Genomic DNA, 12098 nt, shown 5'->3' with positions numbered 1-12098 from the left:
GCGCGGAATTTGGCTTGCGGGCGTGCCTTGCCCGCCTCGACGGGGGGACTTTTCGCCGCTTGCCCATCTCAGCGGTGGCGCCTTGAAGAGCAGGCCGGGAGGCGGCGTTGACGGACCGCTTCGTCTCGAATTTCACGAACCGGCTCGACGCCAAGGGGCGCGTCTCCATTCCCTCCAGTTTCCGGTCGGTGCTGGCGAAGGACGGCTACGAGGGGCTCTATGTCCATCAGGGCCTCGACCTGCCGGCGCTGGATGCCGGCGGCAATGCGCTCCGGGCTACGATCGACGATATTCTCGCGCGCTTCTCGCCGTTCTCGGACGAGTGGGAATTGCTCTCGACGGCGCTGAACGGCACCTCGGAGGTGCTGAAGGTCGATACGGAGGGGCGGATGGTGCTGAGCGAGGCGCTGAAGGCGCATGCCGGGATCGGCGACGCCGTGACCTTCGTCGGCCACGGCCACAAATTCCAGATCTGGGAACCGGAGCGGTTCCGCGCCCATCTCGAGACGGCGCGGACAAGGTTGCGCGACGTGAAGCGCACGCTCGGCAGCTTGACCATCCCAACGGGAGGCATGGGCACATGAGCGACCATGGCGACCGTTCCGGCGGAGCCATTGGCGGACCGGTTCGTCATGTGCCCGTGTTGCTCACTGAGGTTCTGGAGGCGCTCGCGCCGCAGTCCGGCGGGCGCTATCTCGACGGCACTTTCGGGGCAGGGGGCTATTCGCGTGCGATCCTCGATGCCGCGCCTGAGGTCACCCTGCTCGGGCTCGATCGTGATCCGACCGCGATCGCTGGCGGGGCCGATCTCGTGGCCGCGATGGCCGGACGATTGACCCTGTCCCAGGCCAATTTCGGCGAACTCGCTGAGGAGGCCGAGCGCTTCAGGATGGCGCCGCTCGACGGCGTCGTGCTCGATATCGGCGTCTCCTCGATGCAGATCGACCAGGCCGAGCGCGGCTTTTCGTTCCGCTTCGACGGGCCGTTGGACATGCGCATGAGCAGCTCCGGGCAGAGCGCCGCCGACCTCGTCAACGAGGCCGAGGAAGGGCTGCTCGCCAATATCTTCTACCACTATGGCGAGGAGCGCCGCTCGCGTGCCGTCGCCCGCGCCGTGGTCGAGGCCCGCCGTAAGGCGCCGATCACGACGACCAAGCAGCTTGCCGATCTCGTCGCCGGGATCGTGCGCGGCGAGCCCGGCGGCGCGCATCCGGCGACGCGCGTCTTCCAGGCGCTGCGCATCGCGGTCAATGACGAACTCGGCGAACTGGTCCGGGCGCTGCACGCGGCCGAGACGGCGCTGAAGCCGGGCGGGCGGCTCGTCGTGGTCACCTTCCATTCCCTCGAAGACCGCATCGTCAAGCAGTTCTTCGCCGAGCGCTCCGGCCGGGTGCCGGCGGGCTCGCGCCATGCGCCGGCAGTGGCCGTTGCGCAGCCGACCTTCAGGCTGGTCGAGAAGGGCGCGGTCGCACCGTCAGAAGCCGAGATGCGCGCCAATCCGCGGGCGCGCTCGGCCAAGTTGCGCGCCGCCGAACGCAACGACGCGCCGGGTCGCCGGGCCGATGCCGGGCTCGTCGCGCTCTCCATCGTCCCCGCCCCGCAGCCGCGCCGGAGGCCCTGAGCGTGATCAAGCTCCTGCACATCATCGCCATCGGCGCGCTGGTCTCCTCGGCGGTCTATGCCTATTCGATCAAATACGAGACGACGCTGGCGACCGAGCATCTCCAGAAGCTCAAGGGCAAGACCCAGCGCGAGCGCGACGCGATCCAGGTGCTCAAGGCCGAGTGGCAGTTCCTCAACCGGCCCGACCGGGTCCAGATGCTGGCGGAGCGCCATCTCGACCTCCAGCCCTTCGTGGTGACGCAGGTGGTCAAACCCTCGGACATCCCGAATCGCGGCCCGAAGGTCGATGCCATCGGCCGCAAGCTCGAGGATCTCGGGCTCGGCCTGCCGACCGAGACCCCCAGGGATCGCAAGGCGAGCGCGACGACGCCGGGAGCCATGCCATGAGGCAGTCGATGCATCACGAAGCGACGGAGCAGCAGGCCGAGGCGACGGAACCCGTCGTGAAGCGCGGGCGCCTTGCCTGGTTGCGCGACGTCTTCCGCATGAGCGGGGAAAAGAGCGAGCCGCGCGTCGGCCTCGTCATCCTAGGCTTCTCCGCCCTGTTCCTCGCGATCATCGGCCGGCTGGTCTATCTCGGCGTCGCTCCCAACGAGCAGGTCGGCCTGCGCCGCGCCACCTCCAACGCCATCTCCGCCGCCCGGCCCGACATCGTCGACCGCAATGGCGATGTCATGGCGACCGATATCCGCACGGTCTCGGTCTTCGCCGAGCCACGCCGCATCCTCGACAAGGACGAGGCGACCGAGTTGCTGACGGCCGTTCTGCCGGACCTCGACGCCAAGGAGCTGCGCGACAAGCTCGGCACCAAGAAGGGCTTCGTCTGGGTCAAGCGCGAGATCACGCCGCGCCAGCAGGCCGAAGTGCACCGGCTCGGCATTCCCGGCGTCGGCTTCGTGCCCGAGAACAAGCGCGTCTACCCGAACGGCAATGCCGCCGCGCATGTGCTCGGCTTCGCCAATATCGACAATGTCGGCATCGCCGGCATCGAGAAATACATCGACTCGCAGGGCCTGCAGGACCTGAACGGCGCGGGCCTCGCGACCGAGGCGTCCGACCTGAAGCCGGTCAAGCTTTCGATCGACCTGCGCGTCCAGCACCTGCTGCGCGACGAACTGTCCAAGGGGCTCGAGCGCTTCAAGGCGATCGCGGCGGCGGGCGCGATCATGGACGTGAACACAGGGGAGGTGATCGCGCTGGTCTCGCTGCCGGATTTCGACCCGGGCAACCCCGTCGACGCGCTGGAGAAGGACCGGATCAACCGGATGAATGTCGGCGTCTACGAGATGGGCTCGACCTTCAAGGCGCTGACCATCGCGATGGCGCTCGATTCCGGCAAGGTTAATATCAATTCGAGCTTCTCGACCGCCGGCGGCATGATGCGGTTCGGCCGCCAGGTCATCAAGGAATACCATGGCACGGGCCGCACGCTGACGGTGCCGGAGGTGTTCCTGCATTCGTCGAACATGGGCTCGATCAAGATGGCGCTCGCCGTCGGCGTCGAGGGCCACAAGGCCTTCCTCAAGAAGATGTGGCAGCTCGACCGGATGACGACGGAGCTGCCGGAAAGCGCGGCGCCGATCGTCCCGCAGCGCTGGGGCGAAATCAACACCGCGACCATCGCCTTCGGCCACGGCCTCGCCGTCGCGCCGCTGCAGGCGCTGGCGGCGGTGGCGGCGCTGGTGAATGGCGGCTACCTGATGAAGCCGACCTTCCTGGTGCGGTCCGAGGAGGAGGCCCGCAAGGTCGCGACGCGCGTCATCAAGCCGGAGACCTCCGAGGCGATGCGCTTCATCATGCGGCTCAACGGCGAGAAGGGCTCGGCCCGCAAGGCGAATATCGAAGGCTATTTCGTCGGCGGCAAGACCGGCACGGCCGAGAAGGTCATCAACGGCCGCTACGCCAAGAACAAGAACTTCACGACCTTCACGGCGATCGCGCCCTCCGACAAGCCGAAATACCTGTTCCTGGCGATCTATGACGAGCCGAAGGGCTATGCCGAGAGCGGCGGCTATTCGACCGCGGCGTGGAATGCCGGCGTCACGACCGGCCGGGTGATCGAGCGCGCCGCGCCGATCCTGGGGCTGAACCCCCGCTTCGATCCGCCGCCGTCGCCGTTCCCGCTGATGGCGAGGCTCGGTGCCTGGGGTTCGCGCTGATCTCGACCTATAACGGTGGCCATGACGATGACCGGATACCGCCTCGGAGACCTCTTCCCCGAGATGTTCGAGACTGAGGCCGCCAGCCAGCAGGTGCATGGCGTTGCCTTCGACAGCCGCAAGGTGACGGGGGACGACGTCTTCGTCGCGCTCGCTGGGGCCAAGGCGGATGGCGCCCGCTTCATCATGGATGCTGTCGGGCACGGCGCCGTCGCGGTGGTCTCGGGTGGGCCGCGCCCCGCGGATCTGCCGGCCGGCGTCGCTTTCGCACAGGTCGAGGACCCGCGCCTCGCGCTGGCGCTCGCTGCGGCGAAGATCCACCCGCGCCAGCCCCGGACCATCGTCGCGGTGACCGGCACCAGCGGCAAATCCTCGGTGGCCGATTTCACCCGCCAGATCTTTCAGGCGCTCGGCCATGAGGCGGCGAGCGTCGGCACGATCGGTGTGGTCACGAGCAAGGGCGCCGATTACGGCTCGCTGACGACGCCGGACCCGCTCTCACTGCACGCCTCGTTCGACAGGCTCGCGGGCGAGGGCATCACGCATCTCGCCATGGAAGCGTCCTCGCATGGGCTCGACCAGCGCCGCCTCGACGGTGTGCGGCTGAGCGCCGGCGCCTTCCTCAATCTCGGGCGCGACCATCTCGATTATCATCCGAGTGTCGAGGAATACCTCGCCGCGAAGCTCCGGCTCTGGGAGCTGCTGCCGGACGGCGCGCCGGTGGTGATCAACCGCGACGAGCCTTATGCGGACGCGGCAGCCGAGGCTGCGGCCAAGGCCGGGCATCCGATCATCGGCATCGGCCGCAAGGGCGAGACGTTGACGCTGCTGCGCAACGAGCGCGACGGCTTCTCGCAGCGCCTGACGGTCGGCTTCGACGGGCAAGAGCTCTCCGTCGCCTTGCCGCTCGTCGGCGATTTCATGGCCGGCAATGCGCTGGTTGCGGCTGGCCTCGCCATCGCGACCGGTGAGGACAAGGCTGCGTCGCTCAAGGCGATATCCGGGCTCATTGGTGTTGCCGGACGACTCGAACGCATCGGCGAGGCCAATGGCGGGCTCGTCGTCGTCGATTACGCCCATAAGCCGGATGCGCTCGTCGCGGTGCTGACCACGCTCAGGCCCTATGCGACCGGGCGCCTGATCTGCGTCTTCGGCTGCGGCGGCGATCGCGACAAGGGCAAGCGCCCGCTGATGGGCGCGATCGCGGCCGAGAAGGCCGATATCGCCATCGTCACCGACGACAATCCGCGCAGCGAGGACCCGGCGACGATCCGGGCCGAGATCATGGCGGCATCGCCGAGGCTCCAGGAGATCGGCGACCGCGAGGAAGCCATCCGTGCCGCGGTGAAGATGCTTAAGCCTGGGGATTTGCTGGTCGTGGCCGGAAAAGGCCATGAATCCGGCCAGATCATAGGCGACCGCACGCTGCCTTTCTCGGATCAGGACGTGGTTCGCAAGGCGCTATCGGAGATCAAGTGATGAGCGCCCCGCTCTGGACCGGAGACAAGCTGATCGCTGCGCTGCGCGCGCGGCCCGAGGGCGCCGTGCCGCCGGTCGTGACCGGGGCGTCGATCGATACCCGCACGCTGGAGCCCGGTGACGTCTTCTTCGCGATCACCGGCGAGGCCCGTGACGGGCATGATTTCGTCAGAGGCGCGCTCGACAAGGGCGCTGCGCTCGCCGTGATCGACGAGGCGCATGCGGCTGAGTTCGAGGGGGCAGGCGCGCTCGCCGTCGTGCCGGACGTGCTGAAGGCGATGGAGCATGCCGGCACCGCGAGGCGTGCCGAACTCAAGGCCGGCATCGTCGCCGTCACCGGCTCGGTCGGCAAGACCGGGACCAAGGAGGCGCTGCGCCTCGTGCTCTCGCGCCAGGGCAAGACTCATGCGCCGGTCGCTTCCTACAACAACCACTGGGGCGTGCCGCTGACGCTCGTCCGCACGCCGGCCGACATCGCCTATGGCGTCTACGAGATCGGGATGAACAGCCCCGGCGAGATTCTGCCGCTGGCGCGGATGGTGCGCCCGCAGGTCGCGATCATTACCACGATCCAGCCGGTGCATCTCGCCGCCTTCGCCTCGCTCGAAGGGATCGCCGAGGAGAAGGCCGGGGTCTACTGGGAACTCGAAGAAGGCGGCACGGCGATCGTCAATGCCGACATCCCGCAATCCGAGCTGCTGCGCGACATCGCCAGATCCGGTCCGGCCGGGCGGATCGTCACCTTCGGGGAAAGCCCGGATGCCGATGTAAAGCTCATCTCCTGCGCGCTGAAGCCGGACATGTCGGTGGTCGAGGCCCGTGTCCTCGGCGAGCCCGTGACCTATCGGCTCGGCAGCCCGGGCAAGCATATCGTGCTGAATTCGCTCGGCGTGCTCGCGGCCGTCCATGCGCTCGGCGCCGATCTCGCGCTGGCGGCGCTGGCGCTGGGCGATCTCAAGCCGCCGGCCGGGCGCGGCGCGCGCCAGGTGCTGCAGGCGCCGGGCGGCAGGATCACGCTGCTCGACGAGAGCTATAACGGCAACCCCGCCTCGATGCGGGCCGCGATCGAGAATCTCGCCCGCCTGCCGGTCGAGGGGCGCGGCCGGCGCATCGCCGTGCTCGGCGACATGCTGGAGCTTGGGCCCACCGGCGCAGAGCTGCATCGCGGGCTGGCCGAGCCGCTGGTTTCGAACGGGATCGACAAGGTGTTCACCTGCGGCCCGCTGATGAAAGGGCTCCACGAGAGCTTGCCTTCCGCCATGCGGGGGGCTTATGCCGCCACGGCGAGCGAACTGGAGCCGCTCGTGCTCGATGCGATCCGCGGCGGCGACACTGTCACGGTCAAGGGATCGCTGGGCACGCGCATGGGTCCGATCGTCAAGGCGATCCTCGCGCGCTTTCCTGCCGTGCCTGCCGAAGACTGACCTGCAAGAGAGCCCAGAAGCATGTTCGCCCTGCTCGCCGAACTGTCCGGCACCTTCCCGGTGCTGAACGTTTTCCGCTACATCACCTTCCGCGCCGGCGGGGCGACGGCGACGGCGCTGCTCTTCCTGTTCTTTTTCGGACCCTCCGCCATCTCCTGGCTCCGGATCAAGCAGGGCAAGGGCCAGCCGATCCGCACGGACGGCCCCGAATCGCATCTCGCCAAGCGCGGCACGCCGACCATGGGCGGGTTGATGATCCTGACGGGGGTGTTCGTCGCGGTGCTGCTCTGGGGCAACCTGCGCAACCCTTATGTCTGGATCGTGCTCGGCGTCACCGCCTCCTATGGCGCGATCGGCTTCTATGACGACTATCTCAAAGTCACCAAGCAGTCGCACAAGGGCTTCTCGGGCAAGGCGCGCATCTCGATCGAGGTCGTGGTCGCGCTGATCGCCTGCTATTTCATCATGCAGACGCAGCCGCCGGCGATCGGCTCGGATTTCGCGATGCCCTTCCTCAAGGAAGCGATCATCCCGCTCGGCATCCTGTTCCCGCTGGTCGCATCCTTCGTCGTGGTCGGCGCCGGCAACTCGGTGAACCTGACCGACGGGCTCGATGGGCTCGCCATCGTGCCGGTGATGATCGCGGCCGGTACCTTCGGCTTCATCTCCTATCTCGTCGGCAACGCGATCTTCGCCAACTACCTGCAGATCCACCATATCCCCGGCGCCGGCGAACTCGCGGTGATCTGCGGCGCAGTGATCGGCGCCGGCCTCGGCTTCCTCTGGTTCAACGCGCCGCCGGCCCAGATCTTCATGGGCGATACCGGTTCGCTCGGCTTAGGGGGCCTGCTCGGCACCATCGCGGTCGCGACCAAGCATGAGATCGTGCTGGCCATCGTCGGCGGCCTCTTCGTCGTCGAGGCGCTTTCGGTGATCATCCAGGTCTTCGTGTTCAAGCGCACCGGCAAGCGCGTCTTCCTGATGGCGCCGATCCACCACCATTTCGAGAAGCTGGGCTGGACCGAGCCGCAGGTCGTGATCCGGTTCTGGATCATCTCGGTCGTGCTGGCGCTGGTCGGCCTCGCCACGCTGAAGCTGCGCTGAGATGACGCCCGTCACCGTTTTCGCCGGGCGCCAGGTCGCCCTGTTCGGCCTCGGCGGCTCCGGGCTTGCGACGGCACGCGCGCTCAAGGCGGGCGGTGCCACGGTCGCGGCCTGGGACGACAACGAGAAGAGCCGGGAGAAGGCGGCTGCCGATGGCATCGCCGTCGTCGATCTGGCGGGCGCCGACTGGTCGGGCTTTGCGGCTTTCGTGCTCTCGCCCGGCGTGCCGCTGACCCATCCCGAGCCGCACTGGACCGTCGGCAAGGCCAAGGCTGCCGGTGTGCCGATCATCGGCGATGTCGAACTGTTCTTCCTCGAGCGGGCGAAGGTGGCGCCGGGCTCGCCGGTCGTCTGCATCACCGGCACCAACGGCAAGTCCACCACGACGGCGCTGATCGCGCATGTGCTCAAGGAAGCCGGCCGCGACGTGCAGATGGGCGGCAATATCGGTACCGCCGTGCTGGCGCTGGAGCCGCCGGCCGAAAACCGCATCCATGTCATCGAGTGTTCGAGCTACCAGATCGACCTCGCACCTTCGCTCGCGCCCACCGTCGGTATCCAGATGAACCTGACGCCGGATCATCTCGACCGGCACGGCTCGCTGGAGAACTATGCCGCCATCAAGGAGCGGCTGGTGACGGCGGCCGATATCGCGGTGGTCGGCATCGATGACGAGGCCTCGAAGCAGATGGCGCGCCGTCGCGCTGCCGGCGGCCGCCCGCTGGTGAAGATCAGCGGCGAGCAGCCGCTCGACGAGGGAGTCTTCGCCGGTGTCACCGCTAATCAGGGGCGGCTCGATACCCGCATCGTCGAGGTCAAGGACGGCAAGCCGCGCGTCGTCGCCAATCTCGCCGGTATCGGCTCATTGCGCGGTTCGCATAATGCGCAGAACGCGGCGGCGGCCTTCGCCGCCTGCTCGGCATTAGGCCTGAGCGCGGAAGAGATCGCCGAGGGCTTCAGGACCTATCCGGGTCTGGCGCATCGCATGGAGGAGCTCGGCCGGATCGGCCGTGTCGTCTTCATCAACGATTCCAAGGCGACCAATGCGGATTCGACCGAGAAGGCGCTGACCTCCTTCCACGGCATCTTCTGGATCCTCGGCGGCAAGGCCAAGGACGGCGGCATCGAGTCGCTTCGCCGCTATTTCCCGAACATCGCCAAAGCCTACCTGATCGGGGCGGCGAGCGAGCTCTTCGCCGCGACCTTCGACGATGACGGACGCGTCGGCTACGAGCGCAGCGTCACGCTCGACAGGGCGTTGGCCGATGCCGCGCGCGACGCGCTGGCGGCGACAGGCGAGGGCGAGATCGCGGTGCTGCTCTCGCCGGCCTGCGCCTCCTTCGACCAGTTCCCGAATTTCGAGGTCAGGGGCGATGCCTTCCGCAAGCTGGTGACAGCCCTGCCGGGCTTCGAGCCGTTCGGCAAGACGAAACCGCGATAGATCGCGGCGCTGCCGTCATTCCGGCACGCGGCCCGTGAGCCGGAAGAACAGGTTGGACGTCACCTGCACGGCAGGATCGGACAGGTGGTTCTCCAGCGCCGCCATCTCCTTTTCGAGGTCGGCTCGGGCGATGAAGCCTCCATCGACGAGCTTGTCACGGATGTTGTCGATGAGGCCGCGCGGGAACCAGCGGCGTTCATGGCCGGCGGGAAAGACATGGAGAATGGCGTCGACCTCGATATCGACCACGCCTGCATCCCGGAACAGCCGATGGATCTTCCGGCCGACCGACAGATCGATCCCCTGTGCCTGCGCATAGGCCGCGTAAGCCTCGATGAGGCGGCTCCAGGCCGGCAGGGGCGGATCGAGGCAGTGCGGAAGATAATCGGCCTCGAAGCTCGCGACCCAGCCGCCGGGCCGCACCAGGGAGACCAATTCACGCACGATCCGCTCGGGCTCCGGCACATTCACCAGCAGCAGCCGCATATGGGCGCCGTCGAAGGCCGCTCGCGGCAGGCCGGTCTCATAGGCATCGCCCTCGCGCAGCTCGACCTGGGGCAATCCGCGGTCGGCGATGAAATGGCGCGCCAACTCGACGAAATGGCTGCCGCGATCGATGCCGAGGACCGAACCGGTCGGGCCGACATGCTCTGCCAGCAGATGCAGGACACCGCCGGGGCCGCAACCGAGATCGACGACGCGCTCCCCGCGCTTTATGCCGATCCGATCGAGCTGTGCCCGGGAGTCGGGTGCGAGATTCAAGATCTGACGCTTGAGCCGATCGACTTCGGCCTCGGCCCGCCCAAGCAGATAGATGTCCGGCTTCGTCATCACGCCTCCATCCTGGTGCGCCGGGGCCGTTTCCGACCCGGCTGAACCGTTATGGTTTCATGACCTCGCTTCTTGCTGGCGCGAAGCCACGTTCGTGGGCTCGAAAGCCGCTCCAGACGATCGGTCTCAGCCGCGCCGGGCGGCCTCGATCTTGGCGACATCGATCTTCTGCATCGTCATCATCGCGGCGAAGGCGCGCTTGGCCTCCTCGCCGCCGACGGCGAGCGCCTCACTCAGCACGCGCGGCGTGATCTGCCAGGACAGACCCCATTTGTCCTTGCACCAGCCGCATTCGCTCTCCTGGCCGCCATTGCCGACGATGGCGTTCCAGTAGCGATCGGTCTCCGCCTGGTCCTCGGTGGCGATCTGGAAGGAAAAGGCCTCGCTGTGCTTGAACATCGGCCCGCCATTGATGCCCAGGCAAGGAATGCCGAGGACCGTAAAGGTGACGGTCAGCGTGTCGCCGGCCTTGCCCGAGGGAAAATCGGTGGGGGCGCGGAAGACCTCGTTCACCGCGCTGTCGGGGAAGGTTTCGGCATAGAACCGGGCGGCAGCCTCGGCGTCCTTGTCGTACCACAGGCAGATCGTGTTCTTGGCGATGGCCATGATCAGTCCTTTCGCTGTCGAAACTGGTGCAGGGTGCAACTCCTCCCATGGGACGACAATGCGTGTCAGGAGCGGCCTTTGCATCTGACCGGCAGCATGAGACCGATTTGAGGCGCTCGGCCGATCGAAGCGGACAAGCCTGCGTCGAAGAGGCGGTAAAATCCGGCGCGCCGCTGTGGATCGTGCTGCGCTGAGCCCGCCGATCCCGCGCATCGGAATCAATCGGTTAACCATTCATTGACAGAGTGATTCGTCATGCAGGCGCGGCCTTGGTTGCGCGGAATTTGTCGATGGGATGCCCGTCATGGTCTCGCGCGCGGAACCTTCTCTCAGTGGCCGCTGGTGGTGGTCGATCGACCGCCTCATCCTGACCGCACTCGTCGCCCTGATGGTCTCGGGCGTCGTGCTGCTGATGGCGGGCGGACCGCCGGTGGCCGAGCGGCTCGGGCTCTCGACCTTCCATTTCGTCAACCGGCAAGCAGCCTATCTCGCCGTCGCGCTGGTGATCTTTCTCGGGGTGTCGCTGATGACGCCACGCCAGGTGCGCCGCGCTGCGCTGCTGATCTATATCGGCTCGCTCGTCATGGTGGTGGCGACGCTTTATTTCGGCGTCGAGGTGAAGGGCGCGAAACGCTGGCTGACGCTCGGGCCGCTGGGCTCGGTCCAGCCATCCGAATTCCTCAAGCCCGCCTTCGTCGTGATGGCGGCCTGGGCCTTCGCCGAGGGCACGCGCCGGCCCGACCTGCCGGGCACGATCCTGGCGCTGCTGCTGCTGCCCTTCACCATCGTGCCGCTCGTCCTGCAGCCGGATTTCGGCCAGACCATGCTGGTCAGCCTGGTCTGGTGCGGGCTGTTCTTCGTTGCAGGCCTGCACTGGTTCTGGGTGATCGGGTTAGGGGGCGTCGGCGCCGCCGGCATCTTCGTCGCCTATGAGCTGGTGCCGCATGTCCGCGCCCGCATCGAGCGCTTCATGGACAAGGGCTCGGGCGACTCGTTCCAGGTCGACACGGCGCTGGAGAGCTTCGCGCAGGGCGGCTGGCTCGGGAAGGGACCGGGCGAGGGCACGGTGAAGCGCATTCTGCCCGACGCCCATACCGACTTCATCTTCGCCGTCACGGCCGAGGAGTTCGGCATCGTCGTCTGCATGCTGCTGGTCGCGCTCTTCGCGGTGATCGTGATCCGGGCGCTGTTCGTGGCGCAGAAGGCGGAGGACCCGTTCATCCGCCTCGCCGTCACCGGCCTAGCGCTGCTTTTCGGCATCCAGGCGGCGATCAACATGATGGTCAACCTGCACATGATGCCGGCCAAGGGCATGACGCTGCCCTTCATCTCCTATGGCGGCTCCTCGCTGCTCTCGCTCGCGGTCGGGACGGGCTTCCTGCTGGCATTGACCCGGCGGCGGCCGCGCTCGGTCGAATTCGGGCGCTGATC

Annotated in this window: 11 protein-coding genes; 9 read left to right on the top strand and 2 right to left on the bottom strand. The window is 67.3% G+C overall.

All coding sequences use genetic code 11. From position 1 onward, the window contains the following. The first annotated feature begins 107 nt into the window (after positions 1–107). The 8 genes from ACWIEX_RS15310 to murD are packed head-to-tail and all read left to right on the top strand — an operon-like array spanning position 108 to position 9230. Complete coding sequence (locus tag ACWIEX_RS15310; protein WP_454033880.1) at positions 108–584, top strand: division/cell wall cluster transcriptional repressor MraZ; 477 nt, start codon at positions 108–110, stop codon at positions 582–584. Beyond that, positions 581–1621: a 16S rRNA (cytosine(1402)-N(4))-methyltransferase RsmH gene (gene rsmH / locus ACWIEX_RS15305; protein ID WP_454033879.1), complete on the top strand. Its 1041-nt coding sequence runs from the start codon at positions 581–583 to the stop codon at positions 1619–1621. Before ACWIEX_RS15310 ends, rsmH begins: the two co-directional genes overlap by 4 nt. 2 nt (positions 1622–1623) lie before the next feature. Next, the gene (gene ftsL, locus ACWIEX_RS15300; RefSeq protein ID WP_061966771.1) at positions 1624–2010 is read left to right on the top strand and encodes a cell division protein FtsL; all 387 of its coding nucleotides are present in this window, start codon (positions 1624–1626) and stop codon (positions 2008–2010) included. After that, positions 2007–3782 carry a peptidoglycan D,D-transpeptidase FtsI family protein gene (locus tag ACWIEX_RS15295; protein ID WP_454033878.1) on the top strand — a complete coding sequence of 592 codons (1776 nt, stop codon included), beginning with the start codon at positions 2007–2009 and terminating at the stop codon, positions 3780–3782. The genes ftsL and ACWIEX_RS15295 overlap by 4 nt, the downstream gene beginning before the upstream one ends. A gap of 27 nt (positions 3783–3809) precedes the next feature. After that, positions 3810–5261 carry a UDP-N-acetylmuramoyl-L-alanyl-D-glutamate--2,6-diaminopimelate ligase gene (locus ACWIEX_RS15290; RefSeq protein WP_454034798.1) on the top strand — a complete coding sequence of 484 codons (1452 nt, stop codon included), beginning with the start codon at positions 3810–3812 and terminating at the stop codon, positions 5259–5261. Then, positions 5258–6685, top strand: coding sequence for a UDP-N-acetylmuramoylalanyl-D-glutamyl-2,6-diaminopimelate--D-alanyl-D-alanine ligase (locus ACWIEX_RS15285; protein WP_454033877.1), 1428 nt, complete (start codon positions 5258–5260; stop codon positions 6683–6685). Before ACWIEX_RS15290 ends, ACWIEX_RS15285 begins: the two co-directional genes overlap by 4 nt. Positions 6686–6706: 21 nt before the next feature. Then, positions 6707–7789 (top strand): phospho-N-acetylmuramoyl-pentapeptide-transferase, encoded by a 1083-nt coding sequence (gene mraY / locus ACWIEX_RS15280; protein ID WP_454033876.1) that lies wholly within the window; start codon positions 6707–6709, stop codon positions 7787–7789. Position 7790: 1 nt separating this feature from the next. Continuing rightward, positions 7791–9230 (top strand): UDP-N-acetylmuramoyl-L-alanine--D-glutamate ligase, encoded by a 1440-nt coding sequence (murD, locus tag ACWIEX_RS15275; RefSeq protein WP_454033875.1) that lies wholly within the window; start codon positions 7791–7793, stop codon positions 9228–9230. 15 nt (positions 9231–9245) lie between these two features. Here murD and ACWIEX_RS15270 read toward each other — a convergent pair whose 3' ends face one another. Together ACWIEX_RS15270 and ACWIEX_RS15265 are read right to left on the bottom strand one after the other, a co-directional pair. Next, positions 9246–10061: a methyltransferase domain-containing protein gene (locus ACWIEX_RS15270; RefSeq protein ID WP_454033874.1), complete on the bottom strand. Its 816-nt coding sequence runs from the start codon at positions 10059–10061 to the stop codon at positions 9246–9248. A 126-nt stretch (positions 10062–10187) separates the two neighbouring features. After that, positions 10188–10667, bottom strand: coding sequence for a VOC family protein (locus ACWIEX_RS15265; RefSeq protein ID WP_454033873.1), 480 nt, complete (start codon positions 10665–10667; stop codon positions 10188–10190). Positions 10668–10971: 304 nt separating this feature from the next. On the opposite strand from ACWIEX_RS15265, the gene ACWIEX_RS15260 reads away from it, so the two are divergent. Further along, positions 10972–12096: an FtsW/RodA/SpoVE family cell cycle protein gene (locus ACWIEX_RS15260; protein WP_454033872.1), complete on the top strand. Its 1125-nt coding sequence runs from the start codon at positions 10972–10974 to the stop codon at positions 12094–12096. Positions 12097–12098 lie beyond the last annotated feature (2 nt).

This window comes from Allobosea sp. NPDC055353, from assembly GCF_053644975.1.
The sequence above is the reverse complement of the archived record's forward strand: the minus strand, read 5'-3'. Positions and strand labels throughout refer to the sequence as shown.